The sequence below is a fragment of the Nonomuraea sp. NPDC049750 genome, from assembly GCF_040659625.1.
GTDB lineage: Bacteria > Actinomycetota > Actinomycetes > Streptosporangiales > Streptosporangiaceae > Nonomuraea.
In genome coordinates, this window is record NZ_JBFANB010000009.1 from 247,047 (window position 1) to 265,338 (window position 18,292).

Below are 18,292 nucleotides of genomic sequence, written 5' to 3' on the forward strand. Positions count from 1 at the left end.
CTCCCGAGCACCGGAGCAGCCATGCACCTGCACCACAGCCACGCCTTCGCCGAGAATCACCTCCACGGTCCCGGCGGTTCCTCCCCCGGACGCCCTGACGGACGCCCTGACGGCCGCCGTCGCGCGCTGCGCATCGGAGTGGGCGGGCCGGTCGGCACCGGCAAGACCGCCACCGTCGCCGCCCTGTGCCGCGCGCTGCGCGATCACCTGTCCATCGCGGTGGTCACCAACGACATCTACACGCGCGAGGACGCCGAGTTCCTGCTGCGCGAGGCCGTCCTGCCCGCCGAGCGCATCAGGGCGGTCGAGACCGGCGCCTGCCCGCACACCGCCATCCGCGACGACATCTCCGCCAACCTCGAAGCCGTCGAGGACCTGGAGGAACAGCTCGGCCCGCTCGACCTGATCCTCGTCGAATCGGGCGGGGACAACCTCACCGCGACCTTCTCCAGGGGCCTGGTCGACGCGCAGATCTTCGTCATCGACGTTGCGGGCGGCGATGACATCCCCCGCAAGGGCGGCCCCGGCGTGACCGCCTCCGACCTGCTCGTCATCAACAAGACCGACCTCGCCCCGTACGTCGGCGCAGACCTGGAGGGCATGGCCCGCGACGCCAAGGCCCAGCGCGGCGACCTGCCCGTCGCCTTCACCGCCCTCAAAACTGAAGGCGGCGTCACGCCCGTGTCGGACTGGGTCCGCGCGCGCCTGGCCGACTGGACCGCGAGCGCCGCGTGATCCTCGCCTCCCAGGCCGCTGCGGCCGGGTGCACCAGTTCGGGCGTGCATGCCACCGCCCGGATCAGGGCGATCAGCGTGGGAGAAGAGACCGCGCTTCCCGTCCTGGCCGGCGCCGGCCCCTTCGACCTGCGCCGCCACCGCCCGCAGGGAAATCAGGCACGGGTGTGCATCCTCGGCGTGATGAGCGCCCCGCTCGGCGGCGACCGGCTGCGCCTCGAAGCCGCCGTCGAACCCGGCGCCCACCTGCACGTCACCACGGCCGCCGCCACCATCGCCCTGCGCGGCCCCACCCCCGGACACGCCACCTACGACGTGCACCTGAGCGTTGGCGAACAGGCGAGCCTGCACTGGCTGCCCGAGCCGCTGATCTCCGCCGCCCGCAGCAACCTGCGCCAGAGCTGCACCGTCGACCTCGCCGCCGGCGCACGTCTCGTCCTGCGCGAAGAACAGGTCCTCGGCCGCGCCGGCGAACCCCCGGGCCGGCTGACCACCCGCCTCACCGTCCGGCACGACCGACGCCCGCTGCTGGACCAGCAGAACACGTACGGGCCGGACGCACCCGGCTGGGACGGACCCGCCGTCCTGGCCGGCCACCGCGCCGCCGGCCAACTCCTCGTCGTCGACCCGGCTTTCGACGACAAGCCGCCGGACGTGCGGCTGTTCGGCGACGACCCGGCCCACGGGCAGGCCGTGCTGACCCCGCTCGCCGGCCCCGCAGTCCTGGTCACCGCCCTCGCCCCGGACGCTCTGCGGCTGCGCCGCCTCCTCGACGCGGCTTACCCCATATGCGGGGGACGCTTCTGGTGATGGGCAGGAGGAAGGCGGCGCCGAGAGGTGGCGCCACAGGGAGACGCCGACAGGGCCGAGGACTCATCGGTGGCGCCTGGTTCGGCGGAGGTGGCGACTGGGTTCCGGCACCTGCACCGTCGATGGAGGCGACACCGTCAGTAGCTGCTGACCCCGCCCATGCACACGGGCGCGCCGGACATCCGGCGCGCTCGCCGTACCCCGGCACCCATCCATGCCTGCGCCTGCGCGGCCTCCGGCGCCCGAACAGCCTCTGCGGCAGGGGGTACGGTTTGTGCTGGCCGTGGCATGAGTGTGGCGTTGAAGCGGATGGTCTCTGCGGCGCGCGGGGCCGACGATGACATGGTGAGCACCGCGAGTGAGGAGCCGCAAGAAGCCGAGGCCGCGACTACCCCGGCCCGATCCGGGGCGGGCCGCCGCCGAGCCTGGCAGTCGTGGGTCGGCGATGGCCCGCTATGAGCTGCTGGCCCCGCATCTGCATGAGGGAGTGCCCCTGGCCCGGCTGGCGGCGGGGCAGGGCGAGAGCGGTGTCACCTACCGGACGTTGCAGCGCTGGCTGGCGGCCTACCGGCGGGGTGGGCTGGAGGCGCTGGCCCGGGCCGGCCGAAAGGACAAGGGGCTGCGCCGATTCCCCGAGGAGTTGGTGGCCTTCATCGAGGGGATGGCGCTGCGTACGCCGCGGCCGAGCGTGGCCACGATCCACCGGCAGAGCGCTTCCGTCGCCGCCGCCCGCGACTGGCCGATCCCCACGTACTGGACTGTGCATAAGATCGTCAGCTCGCTGGACCCGGCGCTGGTCACCCTCGGCGTGCAGGGCACCAAGAAGTACCGCGAGACCTACGAGCTGGTCTACCGGCGCGAGGCCGCCAAGCCCAATGAGATCTGGCAGGCTGACCACACCGAGCTGGACATCTGGGTGATCGACGACAACAACAGCCCCGCCCGGCCGTGGCTGACCGTGATCGAAGATGACCACTCCCGCGCGATCGCCGGCTATGCCGTCAATCTGGAAGCGCCCTCGGCGCTGAGCGCCGTCAACGGACGCGCCCGCCGCTTCTACACCTCCCTCGGCGGAGTCCTCGCGGGCGAGGTGCCACCCGATGAGGTCTTCTACTCCTGGCCGGAGATCGCGGCGGTCCTCTGATCCGGCGACCCGACACCTGGTTTCGTCCGCGTGTAGCGGCAACGTTTGTTGATGAGTTTGGGCAACACCCCTGAAGGGACAGATCGGGTGGTTTCGCCGCAACCACTTCGTCCCGGTGCCCGAGGTCGACTCGCTGGCCGAGCTGAACCAGATGGTGGACCGCTGGGACGAAGAGGACGAGCAGCGGCGGATCCGGTCGCGTCCCCGCACGATCGGCGAGCTGTTCGCCGTCGAGCGTCCGCTGCTGCGGCCGTTGCCGGACGAGCCGTTCGAAACCGGTCGGCACTTCTCGCTGCGGGTGGACCGCCACAGCCAGATCAGCGTCCGCACCAACCGCTACTCGGTGCCGGTCCGGTTGATCGGCCGGATGGTGCGGGTGGTGCTGCACGCCTCGGAGCTGGTCGTCTATAACGGGCGCGAGGAAGTCGCCCGGCATGAGCGGCTCAAGGCCAAAGGCGCGCCCTGGTCCAGGTGCTGCTGCTGGGCCGCCACATGAACCACGAGCACATCGTGGCCGGGATCGCCGCCGCGCTCCAGGCCGGGGCGTTGACCGCTGACGCGGTCGCATTGGAAGCCCGCAAGGCTGCCGAAACTGAGGACGCGGCCGACACCGGCAAGGCCGATCAGGCGGCATCGGCCCCGGCCGCGACCGTCACCTCGCTGACCGCTCGGCGGCTGGCCCAGCTGCCTGTCGATCGGCGGCCGTTGCCGTCGGTGGCCCACTACGACCAGCTCTTGCGCCGTCGCCCATCCGGGAGACAAGGATCGACCAGCCAGGGAGAGGTTCAATGACGACCAATCGCCACCGCGGACTGACCGAACAAGCCGCCGAAACCGCTGTGAACAGCGCCTGCCGGATGCTGCGGCTACCCACCGTCCGGGCCAAGTTCCCCGAGCTGGCCGAGGCCGCCGCCCGCGATCAGATGACCTACCGAGGGTTCCTGGCCGAGCTGCTGATGGCCGAGTGCGACGACCGCAGCCGGCGTCGCTCCGAACGCCGGATCAAGGCCGCCTCGTTCCCTCGGCAAAAGGCGCTGCGCGAGTTCGACTTCGACGCCAACCCCAACATCGATCCCGCCGTCATCCACACCCTGGCCTCCTGCGAGCCAAGACCTTCACCGACCCGCGTCTTTGCGCGGCCATTGTCGACCGCCTCACCTTTGGCGGAACCATCCTCGAGACCGGCACTGACTCCTACCGGCTCGCCCAGACCCGCGCCCGCACCGAACAAGCCACTGGCTGACCACTGCCACCACCTACACCATCACCCCTCAAGCCCCGTGTGACCCGTTGGTGAGCACAGCTGTCTCATTCGGTGAGCTCTGCGAGCGCCGGCCACACCTCCACGGCCGCGAAGGCGCCGGGGAAGGAGTACACCAGCCGGCCGTCCGGGGTGAAGGTCATGGTGCTCACCGGTATCCACCCCGGCCCCGGTTCCGGTCCCATCACTGCGAGTGGTTGCCCGCCTGGGTCCAGGAGGTATACGCGTCCGCCGTAGTCGACGGCCACGGTCCCGTCCGCCGGATTCAGCGCCGCCACGCAGGTGTGCACCATGTCCTTTCCTGGGATCATGTGCACCCTGTCGTGTCGAGGTATCGTCTCCCAGTTCTCCAGGGGACCCCGGCCGTCGAGGCCGCCCACGCACAGTTGACCGTCGGCCGCCAGCACGCGACCGCGTACCGAGTCTGCCAGGACGGTCCGGATCCAAACCCCGTTGTCACTCGCGGGCGAACTCAAGGCTGGAAATCGGGAGTCGGCCTCCCGCAGCGTCCGGATCGGTACGCCTGTCCGCAGGCTCCAGAGCACGATCGAACGATCCCAGCTCATCGTGATCACATGGCGCTCGTTGTGGGTTACCGCGACCCACATCACCTCTTCTGTGCCCGGCAGCGTGAATCTGCAGGATCCCTGGCGCAAATCCCAGATCCGCGTACCGTCCCGGGCCGCCGTGACCACGATTCGACCCACCGCCGACACCGCCAGGATCGGGTGGCTGTGCCCGGGCAACTCCGTGGTTACCGTCCAGCTCGCCACGTCCCAGATCCGGATGCCGTACTCGCCGAAGGCGTGCATGCTCGTGGCCATCAGCCGGCCATCTGGGGTCACCGAAAGCGCGGAGACCCCCAGCGAGCCCGACTCCACTCGGACCACTTCGCTGGTGGACAGCGAGACGGTGAACAACTGGCCGTAGGCGTCGACGACCACACAGGTGTCCCCGTCAGGGAGGACCGTTCGAGCCTCGGGGATGTACGCCTGCTTGATCCTTATCTTGCGAATCGGTGTCAGAACTTCGATCAACGGCTTGCTCCAGGGTCGGTGACAGCACGCCGACCGCTGCGACCCGGACCTCGAAGCGATTTGGCGATCAAGTGCCGCCAACCATAGCGGTCAAGATCGACAGATGCCTCCGTCTTGTTGACACACGCCTACAGGTGCCTCGGCTTCGATGGCGATGCCTCAAGTTCGGTGGCAGGAGGCAGATCAATACCACGCCCGCGCTTTACCTATGCATGCCCCATGACCCGACGACCACGCGGCCGTCGCTCAGACCAGCGAACAAACGTTGCTGCTTCTCACGGCCACAACCAGACACCAGCCGCGTCACCAATCGAGGACCTTGGTGACAACAAGTCCGCCTCAGTGACAAGCAGCATGCTTCGGCTCACCAACCACCGCAGCCAAGCCGACCACGACAAATACCGATCCAAGAATCACGACCTCAAGCGATCCAAGTCACACCCCCATCCGCCCAGCACTGTCGACGACAGGCGGGGAAAGCCTTCGGGAACAGTTCAACAACAGCCTTGAAGGCATGAGTCCTGACGATCACGAACAGCTCGGCGGCGTCGAGCCCGCCATCCACACATTCGTCGTGGAGGTGGGCGCGTGAGCCGGTATCACGCTGGCGCTGCTGCTGATGGCCGGGTTCGTCGTCCATGAGCGGCGCAGCGAGCTGCGGGTCTTCCCGCGTACGACATACCAGAGGGGTTCGTCATTGAAGTGGGTCTACCTGACGCTGGGGCTGCTGGCCTTCGGCGTCGCCGTCGAGCCGTTCCTGCCGCTGTTCGGCCAGCGGCTGGCCGGGCTGCCACCCCTCGTCGCGGGGTTCTTCGCCGCGGCGATCTCGCTCGGCTGGTCGCTCACCCAGATCGGCGGTTCGTCGGTGACAGGACGCCGGGCGGTACACCGGTTGCGTGTGCTCGGCCCGGTGCTGCTCGCCGCCGGCCTCCTCCTTCAGGGGCTGCTGCAGCGTGCGGACACGCCGAGCTGGCTGGTGCTCGTCTGGATGCCGGTGCTGCTCGCCGCCGGTGCGGGCATCGGCCTGGCCTATCCGCATCTGTCGGTGGCCGCGATGTCCAGCACTCGCGATCCGGAGGAAGGCGGCCGGGCGGCGGCGGCGATCGCCACCGTGACGAGCCTGTCGATCGCGTTCGGTACGGCGGTGGGCGGCGTCCTGGTCAACCTGGGCGGCGCCTCGATGCTCGACTCGGCACAGTACGTGCTGTTCGGCATCGCGATCATCTGCGCGATCGGCGCCCTCACCGCCCACGCCGCAAATCGCACAAGCCAGACGGACCCTGCCGATGAGGCCACGCGCCACCAAAAATTGTGACCGGTTGCCCAAGTCAGCGCGGCATGATCGGCCGTGCCACCAAAGATTGTGACCGGTTGCCCGGCTCAGGGCGGCATGATCGGCCGCGCTGCCCTCACCCTTGCGGGGCGCTCGGCTGATCCGCGGCCGGCTTCGGCTTGCTGACCTGGCCCTCGACGTCGACCACGACCACCTCGACACCCTCTCTCGAGAACGGGGCCAGCGCGTCTTCCGAGGCCGTGTCGTCGGTCACCAGCGTCCAGGGCCGGGGGAGCCGCACCCAGGCATGGAACGGACCGCACCCGAGCTTGGCCGCGTGCGCCAGTACGTAGGTCTTGCGGGAGTTGCGGGCCATGAGCTCCTTGAGCCGGGTCTGCTGGAGGTCGGCCTCGCAGATCCCTCGGTCGGCGGTGACTCCGTCGGCCCCGAGGAAGACGCGGTCGAACGACATCCGTTCCAGAGACGCCTCGGTGGTGGGGCCCACGAACCCCTGGCTGAGATGGCGCAGCCGGCCGCCGAGGCACTCCACATGGAGGCTCTCGACGTCGCCGAGCTCCTTGAGCACGGTCAAGCTCGTGGTGGCGATGAAGAGCTGGGTGCTGGAGCGCAGCTCGTGGGCGAGCGCCGCGACGGTCGAGCCGGCGTCGAGCAGCACGGATTCGCCGGCTCCGATCTGCTGAGCCGCCCATCGGGCGATTCCGTGTTTGGCCTCGAAGGCCTCGCCGACGCGCTGGCGCACCGAGTCCTCGGGGTGGGCGACGACGGCCATCGCGCCGCCGAAGGTCCGGGTCAGCAGGCCTTGCGTGGTCAGCCGGGCCAGGTCACGGCGAATGGTGGAGGGCGTCACAGCGAACGTCGAGGACAGTTCTTCGACACTGGCCAGACCACTGGTCGTGGCCAGGCGCACGATCTCGGCGCGCCGACGGTCAGAGTTCCTGGACAACGCTCCTCCTTCTCGGCTTGCGTTCAACGGTCCCGGGTCAGCTCGCCGGACTGGGAGACATCTGGGCGGCTTGCCGCAGCGCCTCGATCATGCTACCGACCTCAGCGATGCCCTTCCCCGCGATGTCGAAGGCGGTTCCGTGATCCACGGACGTGCGGATCACGGGCAGGCCCACGGTGATGTTCACTCCGGCCTCGATGCCCAGGATCTTCACCGGCCCGTGTCCCTGGTCGTGGTACATCGCCACGATGAGGTCGTAGTCACCGCGTCCCGCGACGAAGAACGCCGTGTCGGCGGGTAGCGGCCCCTGCACGTCGATGCCGTCGGCCTTCAGGACTTCGATGGCGGGAACGATCTTCTCGGCCTCCTCGCCGTAGCCGAACAGGCCGTTCTCGCCGGCGTGCGGGTTGATGCCGCACACTCCGATGCGCGGGTTCTCGATCCCGGCCCGCTGGAGCGCCTCGTGACCCCGGCGGACGGTCCGCTCCACCAGGCCGGGTTCGATCTTCGCGATGGCGTCGATCAGTCCGATGTGCGTGGTGACGTGGATGACCCGGATCTTCGGCGAGGACAGCATCATGGACACCTCGCCGGTCTCGGTCAGGTGCGCGAGGAGTTCGGTGTGGCCCGGGAAGATGTAGCCGCCCGCGTGCAGGGCCTCCTTGTTCAGCGGCGCCGTGCAGATCGCCTGCACCTCCCCGGCCATCGCCAGCTCGCTGGCCACGCGGACATAGTGGTACGCGGCCGCCCCCGCCACGGGGGAGATCTTCCCCCAGGGCAGGTCCGCCGGCAGGAGCCCCAGGTCGATGACGTTGAGGCGGCCCGGCTGGAACACGGCGTCGGCCACTGTGTCGATCGCGACGATCTCGGTGTCGATCCCGAGGATGTCGGCCGCCTGGCGCAGCCGTACGGCATCGCCGATGACGATCGGACGGCAGAGTGCGGCGGTGCCGGGGTCTTGGAGGGCGCCGACGATGACTTCCGGACCCACACCGGCACCGTCACCCATGGTGACGGCGATGATCGGAGTGGCCGCGGTGCGAGGCTGTCGGCTGACGCCGGCAGTGCTGATGCTCACTTCGGGACCTTTCACTTGGTTCTGAGAGATTTCGCGTTGGGAGAGGGTGGGGTGAAGAGATTCGAGGGAGTGCGGGGCCAGGGCCCTGACGATCTCGACGAGCGAGTCGGCTTCCCCGAAGCTGCCCGGGCGGGTGACCACTGAACGGCCGTCGGCCGTCCGGGAGTGGACGGCTCCAGGGTGCACCTGCCCGACCGGGGTCAGTTCCCGCACCTGGAGGGCATCAAGGACGCGCCGGGCGGTCTCGCCGCCGGTCAGGACGAGGTCCACCGGCCTCTCGTACGCGCGCACCGCGTCCGCGACGGCCTCGGCCAGCCGACTCGCGATGTCACGGGAGGCGGCCGGGAGGACGACGCCGGCGGAGTCGAGGTAGGCCACGACCGCTCGGTCGCCGAGGGGGATGTGGGGGAGGGGTTCGCGGCCGTCGGGTGTGCCGAGGAGGGCCGCCAGAGGCAGGGCCACCGGCACGGCTCCGGCCTCGGTCAGCCGGCGCACCTGTTCGGCCGCGACAGGCTCGGCACTGCCCACCACGACAAGCGGCGCCGGCGGGCCCACGCCGCTGCTCGTCACGACGAGTGATGCTGGGGAGCCCACGCTGCTGCCCGTCACCAGTGAGGTCGGAGAGCTCACGCCGGTGCCCACCACGTCGAGCGATTCGGGGGATGCCAGCGCGACAGACTGTAGAGCGGGCGAATGCTCCCCGGCAGCCGGGCCGAGACTCCGCAGGTGACGCCCGAGCGCGTCGGCGAGCCCGCCGGATCCGACCAGCCGTACCGACGGCACGGTCAGCGCGGCACGCAAGATGGCGTCCAGGTCCTGATCCGTCTCCGCGTCGCACAGCGCGATATGCGCATCCCGCGCGCAGGAGGCGATCGCCTCGGAAAGGCGATCGGATCGCACGGTCGCGAGGTCCAGCACGCGGGCTGGGAGCGGCGCCAGAGCCGACTCCACCGATGTCGGAGCCGGGACGCCGTCCACCGCCCAGGCATTCGCCTGGTGGAGGGCGGCACCGGCCACGTACAGCACGCCGCCGCGTATCACCCGATCCAGGCCGGGCAGGGCGGGGGCGACGACGACGGCGGCGCCGGGCGTCGCGAGCGCGGCCACCTCCGCCGCGACGTTGCCGCGCAGGAGAGAGTCGATCTTCTTGAAGATCAGCCGCGGCCGCCCGGCTGAGGCCAGGGCGACCGTGGAACGCACCGCCGCGGCGGCTTCGGCGGGCTGCCGGTGCCGGGAGTCGGTGTCGACGACCAGGATGTCGGCGAGTTCGCGCTCGCCGCGCACGGTGTCATGGGTGAGAAGAATCCTCGTGCGTGTTCCGCGCATCATGACTCGTGCTGCGGACTCGGCTGCCCCCGACAGGTCGTCGGCCACGATGAGGACACCGTGCGCGGCCGTGCTGGGATTGGGCCTCAAGGAACCCCCGGTGTGATTGATCTTTGCAGGTCAGAAGGACTCTCGCGGCGTTCGCGAACCCATATGCGCGATCCGCTTCCGAGTGAGGCGGACGCGTCGACATATCCTTCGTCTTGACTGGATGATGTCACAGCTTGCACAAAATGCGCTAGGCCCCTTGCGCGAAATGCGCAGTCGTGTAATGGTGCAGCAACGTCGTTGTGACGTGGGAAACATCCGGTCCTGGCAGACGGCCGCTGCTGAGCGGCGTACCACTGCGGACGGTTCAGAAAGCGAGAAGCCCAGTGACTCATCCCGGAAGCGGCCCCCAGTTCTCCCGTCGCAGTCTTCTCCGTCTCGGCGCTCTCACGGGTGCGGCCATGACCCTGAGTCCCCTCGCCGCCTGCGCGGGACCGGGGAGTGCGCCGGGCGTGGGCTCCAGCGGCGGGCCCGCCGGCGGCTCCGGCATCACCCTGGCGCTCAACCGCTCGCTCGTGTCGCTGGACAACAAGCTCAACCAGTTCGACGCCGCCGTCACCGTCCAGCGCGGCGTCCGTCAGGCGCTGACCTTCATCGACCCGAAGCTCACCGTGCAGCACGTCCTGGCCGAGCGGTTCGAGCTGACGGCTCCCAACGAGTGGACGGTCAAGCTGCGCGACGGCGTCCGCTACTCCGACGGCAGCCCGGTCACGGTCGAAGACGTCGCAACCGCGCTGGAGATGTACCAGAAGGTCCCCGGATCCTTCCTGGCCGGCCTCTTCCCCGAGTGGCCGACGGTCACCCCCGTCGACGCCGCCACCTTCAAGCTCGTCACCAAGCATCCGGTGCCGACGCTCGACTACCTGATGGCGAACATCCTCATCACCCCCGCCGCCGCCAACAAACCGGAGGAACTCCAGGGCGGTGTGGGATCGGGCCCCTACGTCGTCACCGCCGCGAACCGGGGCACCGGCGAGTACACGCTGCAGGTCAACGACAAGTACTGGGGCCCCGCGCCCGCGATCAAGACCGTACAGGTCAGGTTCCTGCCGGAGGAGGCGAACCGCGTCGTCGCGCTGCGCAGCGGCGAGGTCGACGTGATCGACGCGATCTCCCCCGATGCGATCAGCCAGCTGTCGGGGCTGGGTGACGTGGAGGTGCAGCAGGTGCCGAGCACGCGGATCACTCAGCTCTTCTACAACTTCCGCAAGCCCGCCGGGCACCCGCTGGCCGACCCGCGCGTACGTGAGGCGCTGAGCTACGCCATCAACGGCCCGTCCCTGATCAAGGACGTCTTCGCCGATTCGGTCTCCCCCGCTCGGGGCGTGGTGGCCGACACCCTGACCGGCGCGGTCCAGACGGGCGAATACGTCTACGACCCGCAGAAGGCCAAGCAGATGCTCGAGGCCGCCGGAGTGAAGGATCTCAAGATCAAGATCATCTGGGAGACGGGCGAGTTCGCCAACGACACGAGCGTCATGGAGGCGGTGGTGGAGATGCTCAAGGCGGTCGGCGTGCAGGCCGAACTCCAGCAGTTCCAGCCGGGCGGCGACATCTCCAAGTGGCGGCAGGGACGGGGCGGCGACTGGGACGTCCTCGGCAACGGCTACCCCGGTCCGACCGGGCTGGCGCTGACGCCGCTGCAGGGCATGTTCGCCGGCACGAAGGAGAAGGAGGCCACCCGGGACACCTACCAGGGCTACGTGTTCCCCAAGATCGCCGCTTTGCTGGAGAAGGCCTCGCAGGAAACCGACAAGGCCGCCCGGGAGAGCATCCTCGCCACCGCCCAGAAGGAGATCTGGAACACCTGGCCCTGCATGTGGGCCTTCGTCCCCAAGACCGTCATCGCCCGGCGCAAGCGCGTGGAGAACGTGCTGCTCAGTCCCACCAACTCCTACGAACTCGCATCCGTGCGACTGAATGGATGAATCGTGGTCCGCTATGTTGCGCAGCGTGTCGGGCAGAGCATCCTGGCGATCTTCCTGACCGTCTCCACGGTGTTCGTCCTCGTACGGCTGGCACCAGGGGATCCGGCGGCCGCCTACGCCAGCCCGCTGGCCACCACGGCTGAGCTCGACCGCATCCGCGCCCAGTTCGGCCTGGACAAACCGCTCATACAGCAGTACGGGATCTTCGTCCAGGACCTGTTCCACGGCAACCTGGGTACGTCCTTCTCCTTCCAGGCCCCCGCCCTGGATGTCGTCCTCAGCCGGATGCCGTACACCATCATGCTCGCCGTGTCCGCCATCCTTTTCGCCGCGGTCGTGGCCATCCCGGCCGGTGTCTGGATGGCCAGGCACGCCGACACCGCCCGTGAGCTGGGGGCCAACGTCGCCATGATCGCCGGGCAGTCCATGCCGGAGTTCTGGAGCGGCATCATGCTGCTGACCATCTTCGCGGTGCTCGTCCCCGTGCTCCCGGCATCCGGTTTCACCAGCTGGGCCGGCCTCGTCCTGCCCACCGTGACCGTCGGCATCCTGCAGATCGCGCTGATCTCCCGCCTGGTGCGCCGGGAGATGGGAGCCGGGTTCGCCGCCCCCTATCTGACGATCGCCCGCGCCCGCGGCATCTCCGAACGCGGCCTGACCTGGCGCTACGCCTTGGGCAACTCGGCCGTTCCGCTGGTGACCGCGCTCGGCACCCGCTTCGCCGCCATGCTCAACGGCGTGGTGGTGGTCGAGGTCGTCTTCGCCTGGCCAGGTGTCGGATCGCTCGTCGTGCGCGCGCTGGAGACCAGGGACTACCCGCTGATCCAGGCGACCGTCCTGGTCACGGCCATCCTGACGGTGCTCGTCCAGCTCCTCATCGACCTCACCTACCCGCTGCTCGACCCGCGGGTACGACTCGGGAAGGCGGTGGCCTCATGACCGCCACGACAGTCGGCCCCGCCGACGGCTCCGGCAGCCGGGACACCGCGGCGCCGCCCGCGCGGCCCAGCGCGGTGACCGCCAAGGATCTCGCCCGATCCGCGGCGGCCCGCCGCCGCAAGAGCGCGCGGCTGAAGATATGGGTCGGCTCGGTGGCCGTGGCCCTTGTCGTCCTGCCCGTCGTCCTGGCCGGCCTCCTGCCGATCCCCGGACCGGACGCGCAGAGCCTCAGCCTGCGTCGCCTGCCACCCCTGACCGACGGGCACCTGTTCGGGACCGACCAGCTCGGCAGGGACCTGCTCTCCCGGGTCCTGCACGGCGGCCAGGTCTCGCTCACCGTCGGTGTGCTGGCCATCGTCGTGTCCGGCGTCATCGGCCTCATCGCCGGCGCGGCGGCCGGATTCTTCGGCGGCTGGGTCGACACCGTGGTCTCGCGCCTGCTGGAAGCGCAGCTGTCGCTGCCTCTGCTGCTGATGCTGCTGCTCGTCGTCGCGCTCTTCGGCCCGTCCATCCCGGTCATCACCTTCGTGATCGCCTTCGCGCAGTGGCCGGAGGTGGCCCGCCTGACGCGTTCCCTGGTGCTCGTCGAGCGGGAGAAACCGTACGTGGCCGCGGCCCGGGTGCTCGGCCTGCATCGCATCACCACCCTGCTCCGGCACGTGCTGCCCAACGTGGTCAAGCAGGCCTCGCTGGTGATCCTGCTGCTGCTGGCCCAGGCCGTGCTGCTGGAGAGCGCGCTGAGCTATCTGGGCGCCGGCCCGCAGCGCCCGTTCGCCACGTGGGGCCGCATCATCGCCGACGGCCAGGACTACATCACGACGTCGTGGTGGCTGGTCACGCTGCCCGGACTGGTCATCGTGCTGCTCGTCGTCGGTGTCAACCTGCTCGGAGACGGCCTGCGGGACCGCGCTCGCCGGCGCAAGGGCCCGCAGACGGAAGGGAAGGTGAGCCGGGCATGACGGCCGAGTTCGACGAGGCCGACCGCCCCCTGCTGGAGGTCGAGGAGCTGCAGATCGAGCTGATGACCGAGGCCGGCATCGTCCGCGCCGTCGACGGCGTCAGCTTCCTCATCCGCCAGGGCGAAACCGTGACGATCATCGGCGAGTCGGGATCCGGCAAGTCCACCACGGCCATGGGCATCCTGCGGCTGCTCCCCCCGGAGCTGGCGGTCCTCTCCGGCACGGCCCGCTTCCAGGGGGTCGACGTCATCGCCGACCCGCGCGCGGTGCGCGACGTGCGCGGGCGTACCGTCTCACTCATCCCGCAGGATCCGATGACGGCACTCAGCCCCGTCCACACCATCGGGCAGCAGCTGCGCGAGGCCGTACGGCTGCGGCACCGCGGCCTGACCAGGACGGAAACCGTCTCCCGCTCCGTCGAGCTGCTGGCCCGGATGCACATCCCGGACCCCGCGTCCCAGCTGGGCAAGTATCCGCATCAGCTGTCGGGCGGCATGCTGCAGCGCGTGCTCATCGCGATCGCGCTCGCCGGATCGCCCGTTCTGCTCGTCGCCGACGAACCCACCTCCGCCCTGGACGTCACCGTCCAGGCCGGGATCCTCGGCCTGCTGCTCGAAGTGCAGGAGAACACCGGTATCGGCATCCTCATGATCACGCATGACATCGGCGTGGCCCGGCTCGTCTCGGACCGCATCCATGTCATGAAGGACGGCCGATTCGTCGAGTCGGGTGAGGCCGAGCAGATCGTCAACGCGCCCCGCGACCCGTACACCAGGAAGTTGCTGGCGGCGGTCCCACGGCTCGGCCCTTGGGACGAGGACGGCGAGTCTCCGGACGCGCCCATAGCGCTGGGAGAGTCCCGATGACCGATGACACGTTGCTCGAGGTCGACGGCCTGGTTGTGGATTACCCCGTCGCCCATGGCGTGTTCCGCGCGGTCGACGACGTCAGCTTCAGCGTCCGGCGGGGCGGCACCCTAGCCATCGTGGGGGAGTCGGGCTGCGGCAAGTCCACGATCGCCCGGTCGATCGTCCGGCTGGTCAAGCCCACCGCGGGACGCATCGTGGTGGGTGGCACCGATATCGCCCGGCTGAGCGAGAAACAGCTGCGCCCCATGCGCAACCGGGTGCAGATGATCTTCCAGGACCCGTACGGATCGCTCGACCCGCACCTGTCCGCGCAGGAGATCGTCGCCGAACCGCTGCGCGTGCGCGGAATGCGCGACAAACGCGCGCGGGCCAAGGAGGCGGCCTCGCTCATCGACCAGGTCGGCCTGCCGGCCACGGCCCTGGAGCGGCGCCCGCCGGAGTTCTCCGGTGGCCAGCGCCAGCGCATCGGCATCGCCAGAGCCCTCGCCTCCAAGCCCGACCTGCTGGTCTGCGACGAGGCGACGAGCGCGCTCGACGTGTCCGTGCAGGCGCAGGTCCTCGCCCTGCTGATGAAGATCCAGGCCGAGACCGGCCTCACCTATGTCGTGATCTCCCACAACCTCGGTGTGGTCAGGGAGATCAGCGAGGAGATCATCGTCATGAGCAAGGGGCGGCTGGTCGAGTCCGGCCCGACCCGCAAGGTGCTGGCCGCACCGGCCGACCCCTACACCCGTGCCCTGCGCAGGGCCGCGCTGGATCCGACCGCGATCCAGGGACGTAAGCCGCGCGAGCTGGTGCGAGCCCCGGCCACCACGCGGCTGCCCGCACCACCCGTTCAGCGAGGAACCGACCAATGACATCACCCGTCCGGCTGTCCCAGTTGGTCTTGGGGACCATGACGTTCGGTGACACGGCCGACGCGAAAGAGGCCGAGCGCATGCTGGACCTGGCGCTCGAGTCCGGCATCACCGGTGTGGACACCGCGAACGCCTACGCGGGTGGCGCGACCGAATCCATTCTCGGGCCGCTGCTGGCCACCCGGCGCGACCGGATCGTCCTCGCCACCAAGGCCGGCATGCCCCATCCGGACGCGGGCGATCACGCTCCGTTGTCCGCCCCAGGGTTGCGCGCGAGTCTCGAAGGCAGCCTGCGCCGCCTGAACGTCGACCACGTCGACCTGTTCTACCTGCATCAGCCCGACCGCCGTACGCCGCTGGCCGAGACGCTCGGCGTCGTCGCCGAGTTCGTCGCCGAGGGCAAGATCGGCGCGCTCGGCGTCTCCAACTACGCGGCCTGGCAGATCGCGGAGATCAACCACACCGCCGACGCCGTCGGCGCGCCGCGGCCGGTCGTCGCCCAGCAGCTGTACAACCTCCTGGCCCGCAGGGTAGAGGAGGAATACCTGGAGTTCGCGCGGAGCACCGGCCTGACCACCATGGTCTACAACCCGCTCGGCGGGGGCCTGCTCACCGGGCGGCACACCTTCGAGCAGGACCCCGCCGCCGGCCGCTTCGGCGACTCCAAGCTGGCGCCCATGTACCGGCAGCGCTACTGGAACGGTGCGCTGTTCGAGGCCGTCACCACCCTCGGCGAGATCGCCGCGCAGGCGGGCCTGTCCCTCATCGACTTGTCCCTGCGGTGGCTGCTGCATCGCGACGGCGTGGGGGCCGTCCTACTCGGCGGCTCCAAGGCCGAGCACCTGCGCGCGAACATCGCGACCGCCTCGGCCGGACCGCTTCCCGAGGACGTCGTGGCAGCTTGTGACCGTGTGGGCGCGGCACTGCGCGGTCCCATGCCCGCTTACAACCGATGAGAGCCGACCCCTTTGAGAGCCGATCCCTTTGAGAGATGACCACCGAGGAGAACGCCAGCAGTGAGCATCACCGACTTCACCGCCAGGATCCGGGCCAGGCAACCCGCACTGGGCTACTGGTCCGTCCTCGATTCGCCGGTGTCCACTGAGCGCATCGCGCGCCTCGGCTACGACTACGTGTGCCTGGACGCCCAGCACGGACTGCTGGGCTACTCGGGTCTGCTGAACAGCCTGACGGCGATCGACGCGGGCGGCGTGTCCGCGGGCCTGGTCAGGGTCGAGGCGAACGATGCCGCCCGCATCGGCCGAGCCCTCGACGCGGGCGCCGCGGGCGTCATCGTGCCGCTCATCGACACCGCCGACGACGCCGCCGCGGCCGTCTCCGCGACCCGCTATCCGCCGAAGGGGCGCCGCTCGTACGGGCCGATGCGCTCGGCGCTGCGCATCGGACCGCGCCCCGCCGACAGCGACGCCACCGTGCTGGTCCTGGCCATGATCGAGACGGCGCAGGGCTTGGCCAACATCGACGCGATCTGCGCCACCCCCGGCCTGGACGGCGTCTACGTCGGCCCATCCGATCTGGCGCTGGCCCTGGGCGCCGCCTTTCCCGGCGACCCCGTGATCGCCGCCCGGTTCGAGGAAGCGCTGGTCACGGTGCGCGAAGCCGCCAAGTCCGCCGGTATCGCGGCTGGGATACACACGCCCGACGGCGCCACCGCCGCCAAGCGCCTGGCCGAGGGATACACCTTCGCGTCCATCGCGTCAGACCTCGTCCACCTCGAATTGGTGGCGAAATCCCACCTGACCGACGCCCGAGCCCAGTCTTCCCGCGGGAAGCAGCCTCACCGCGGAGACCAGTCCTCTCAAGGAGAATCGTGAGCGAGCCCCAGCCCGCCGTCGCCGACCTGCCCATGGACGGCGTGATCCGCGTACACGACGCCGATCCGGACCGCCACGAGGCGTACCTGATCGCGCCCGCCGTGCAGAACCACGCGGCCAACATCATGGCGCTGGGCAACGGCGATCTCGGCTGCGTGTGGTTCGGCGGCACGCAGGAAGGCGTCGCCGACATCTCCATCTGGTTCTCCCGGCTGGAGAAGGGGGCGGAGGCCTGGTCCACGCCGGCGCGGCTGTCCGACGATCTGACGCGTTCCGAGCAGAACCCCGTCCTGTTCCCCACTCCCGCCGACGAGCTGTGGCTGCTGTACACGGCCCAGCGCGCCGGCAACCAGGACACCGCCGAGGTCCGCTGCCGCATCTCGCGGGACGACGGTCACACCTGGGGACCCGTACGTACCCTTTTCCCCGCCACGAGCCGCGGTGGCGTCTTCGTCCGGCAGCCCGTGCTCGTGCTGCCGTCCGGCCGATGGCTGCTGCCCGTCTTCAACTGCGTCACCACACCGGGCAAGCGCTGGGTCGGCGACCGTGACACCAGCTCTCTCATGATCTCCGACGACGAGGGGCGGACCTGGCGCGAACAGCCCGTCCCCGAGAGCACCGGCTGCGTCCACATGAACGTCCACCTGCTGGCCGACGGCACGCTGCTCGCGCTGTTCCGCAGCCGCTGGGCGGATGCGGTCTACGCGAGCCGGTCGGCGGACGAGGGCGAGACCTGGAGCGCTCCCGCCGCCACCGAACTGCCCAACAACAACTCCTCCATCCAGTACGTCACCCTGAGCGACGACCGGCTGGCACTGGTGTTCAACGCCAGCAGCGCGGCCGACGCCGTCGAGCGCCGGGCGTCCCTGTACGACGAGATCGACGACGACGGGCTCGCCGCCACCCCGGCGAGTCCGACGGGCGAAGAGCCCGCAGCAGCCGTAGAGGGTGATGAGCGGACCGCGTTCTGGGGCGCTCCGCGTGCGCCCATGACCCTCGCACTGTCCGCGGACGGGGGTCGCACGTGGCCGATCCGCCGCGATCTCGAAGTCGGCGACGGCTACTGCCTGACCAACAACTCTCGGGACGGACTCAACCGGGAGTTCTCCTACCCCTCCATCCAGGAAACCGCCGACGGTGACCTGCACATCGTCTTCACCTACCACCGCCGCGTCATCAAGTACGTCCGGGTACGACCCGAATGGGCCGCCCAAAGCGATGGGCTCTGAG

General features: G+C 69.7%; 19 protein-coding genes. 15 read left to right on the forward strand and 4 right to left on the reverse strand.

The window, feature by feature from the left end; genetic code table 11:
- Window positions 1-21 precede the first annotated feature (21 nt).
- The 6 genes from ureG (at window position 22) to AB0J16_RS25035 (ending at window position 3,974) form a co-directional block, all read left to right on the forward strand.
- Window positions 22-735, forward strand: a complete 714-nt coding sequence (gene ureG, locus AB0J16_RS25010; RefSeq protein ID WP_358543636.1) for an urease accessory protein UreG — start codon at window positions 22-24, stop codon at window positions 733-735.
- Window positions 732-1,544 carry an urease accessory protein UreD gene (locus tag AB0J16_RS25015; protein WP_358543639.1) on the forward strand — a complete coding sequence of 271 codons (813 nt, stop codon included), beginning with the start codon at window positions 732-734 and terminating at the stop codon, window positions 1,542-1,544. Before ureG ends, AB0J16_RS25015 begins: the two co-directional genes overlap by 4 nt.
- Before the next feature lie 358 nt (window positions 1,545-1,902).
- Window positions 1,903-2,688: a transposase gene (locus tag AB0J16_RS25020; RefSeq protein ID WP_358543642.1), complete on the forward strand. Its 786-nt coding sequence runs from the start codon at window positions 1,903-1,905 to the stop codon at window positions 2,686-2,688.
- Window positions 2,689-2,803: 115 nt separating this feature from the next.
- A complete protein-coding gene (locus tag AB0J16_RS25025; protein ID WP_358543644.1) occupies window positions 2,804-3,184 on the forward strand; it encodes a hypothetical protein in 381 nt (126 codons plus the stop codon).
- The gene (locus AB0J16_RS25030) at window positions 3,160-3,480 is read left to right on the forward strand and encodes a hypothetical protein (protein ID WP_358543646.1); all 321 of its coding nucleotides are present in this window, start codon (window positions 3,160-3,162) and stop codon (window positions 3,478-3,480) included. Before AB0J16_RS25025 ends, AB0J16_RS25030 begins: the two co-directional genes overlap by 25 nt.
- Window positions 3,477-3,974, forward strand: a complete 498-nt coding sequence (locus AB0J16_RS25035; RefSeq protein WP_358543648.1) for an ATP-binding protein — start codon at window positions 3,477-3,479, stop codon at window positions 3,972-3,974. The genes AB0J16_RS25030 and AB0J16_RS25035 overlap by 4 nt, the downstream gene beginning before the upstream one ends.
- Before the next feature lie 22 nt (window positions 3,975-3,996).
- On the opposite strand, the gene AB0J16_RS25040 is transcribed toward AB0J16_RS25035, so the two are convergent.
- Together AB0J16_RS25040 and AB0J16_RS25045 are read right to left on the reverse strand one after the other, a co-directional pair.
- Complete coding sequence (locus AB0J16_RS25040) at window positions 3,997-4,986, reverse strand: hypothetical protein (protein ID WP_358543650.1); 990 nt, start codon at window positions 4,984-4,986, stop codon at window positions 3,997-3,999.
- A gap of 421 nt (window positions 4,987-5,407) precedes the next feature.
- A complete protein-coding gene (locus AB0J16_RS25045; RefSeq protein ID WP_358543652.1) occupies window positions 5,408-5,626 on the reverse strand; it encodes a hypothetical protein in 219 nt (72 codons plus the stop codon).
- Here AB0J16_RS25045 and AB0J16_RS25050 point away from each other — a divergent pair.
- Window positions 5,606-6,301 carry an MFS transporter gene (locus AB0J16_RS25050; RefSeq protein ID WP_358543655.1) on the forward strand — a complete coding sequence of 232 codons (696 nt, stop codon included), beginning with the start codon at window positions 5,606-5,608 and terminating at the stop codon, window positions 6,299-6,301. The genes AB0J16_RS25045 and AB0J16_RS25050 overlap by 21 nt on opposite strands.
- Before the next feature lie 94 nt (window positions 6,302-6,395).
- Here AB0J16_RS25050 and AB0J16_RS25055 read toward each other — a convergent pair whose 3' ends face one another.
- The gene (locus AB0J16_RS25055; protein ID WP_358543657.1) at window positions 6,396-7,223 is read right to left on the reverse strand and encodes a DeoR/GlpR family DNA-binding transcription regulator; all 828 of its coding nucleotides are present in this window, start codon (window positions 7,221-7,223) and stop codon (window positions 6,396-6,398) included.
- 37 nt (window positions 7,224-7,260) lie between these two features.
- Window positions 7,261-9,717, reverse strand: a complete 2,457-nt coding sequence (gene pdxA, locus AB0J16_RS25060) for a 4-hydroxythreonine-4-phosphate dehydrogenase PdxA (protein WP_358543660.1) — start codon at window positions 9,715-9,717, stop codon at window positions 7,261-7,263.
- Between the two features lie 359 nt (window positions 9,718-10,076).
- On the opposite strand from pdxA, the gene AB0J16_RS25065 reads away from it, so the two are divergent.
- From AB0J16_RS25065 to AB0J16_RS25100, 8 genes are read left to right on the forward strand one after another with little or no spacing between them, the layout of a single operon-like run.
- Window positions 10,077-11,603, forward strand: coding sequence for an ABC transporter substrate-binding protein (locus AB0J16_RS25065; protein WP_358543662.1), 1,527 nt, complete (start codon window positions 10,077-10,079; stop codon window positions 11,601-11,603).
- Between the two features lie 3 nt (window positions 11,604-11,606).
- Window positions 11,607-12,542, forward strand: coding sequence for an ABC transporter permease (locus AB0J16_RS25070; RefSeq protein ID WP_358445935.1), 936 nt, complete (start codon window positions 11,607-11,609; stop codon window positions 12,540-12,542).
- Window positions 12,539-13,501 carry an ABC transporter permease gene (locus tag AB0J16_RS25075; RefSeq protein WP_358543664.1) on the forward strand — a complete coding sequence of 321 codons (963 nt, stop codon included), beginning with the start codon at window positions 12,539-12,541 and terminating at the stop codon, window positions 13,499-13,501. The genes AB0J16_RS25070 and AB0J16_RS25075 overlap by 4 nt, the downstream gene beginning before the upstream one ends.
- Window positions 13,498-14,367 (forward strand): ABC transporter ATP-binding protein, encoded by an 870-nt coding sequence (locus AB0J16_RS25080; protein WP_358543667.1) that lies wholly within the window; start codon window positions 13,498-13,500, stop codon window positions 14,365-14,367. The genes AB0J16_RS25075 and AB0J16_RS25080 overlap by 4 nt, the downstream gene beginning before the upstream one ends.
- Window positions 14,364-15,227 carry an ABC transporter ATP-binding protein gene (locus AB0J16_RS25085; protein ID WP_358543670.1) on the forward strand — a complete coding sequence of 288 codons (864 nt, stop codon included), beginning with the start codon at window positions 14,364-14,366 and terminating at the stop codon, window positions 15,225-15,227. Before AB0J16_RS25080 ends, AB0J16_RS25085 begins: the two co-directional genes overlap by 4 nt.
- Window positions 15,224-16,183 carry an aldo/keto reductase gene (locus AB0J16_RS25090; RefSeq protein ID WP_358543673.1) on the forward strand — a complete coding sequence of 320 codons (960 nt, stop codon included), beginning with the start codon at window positions 15,224-15,226 and terminating at the stop codon, window positions 16,181-16,183. Before AB0J16_RS25085 ends, AB0J16_RS25090 begins: the two co-directional genes overlap by 4 nt.
- A gap of 60 nt (window positions 16,184-16,243) precedes the next feature.
- Window positions 16,244-17,062 (forward strand): aldolase/citrate lyase family protein, encoded by an 819-nt coding sequence (locus AB0J16_RS25095; protein ID WP_358543675.1) that lies wholly within the window; start codon window positions 16,244-16,246, stop codon window positions 17,060-17,062.
- Complete coding sequence (locus AB0J16_RS25100) at window positions 17,059-18,291, forward strand: exo-alpha-sialidase (RefSeq protein WP_358543677.1); 1,233 nt, start codon at window positions 17,059-17,061, stop codon at window positions 18,289-18,291. Before AB0J16_RS25095 ends, AB0J16_RS25100 begins: the two co-directional genes overlap by 4 nt.
- Window position 18,292: the final 1 nt, after the last annotated feature.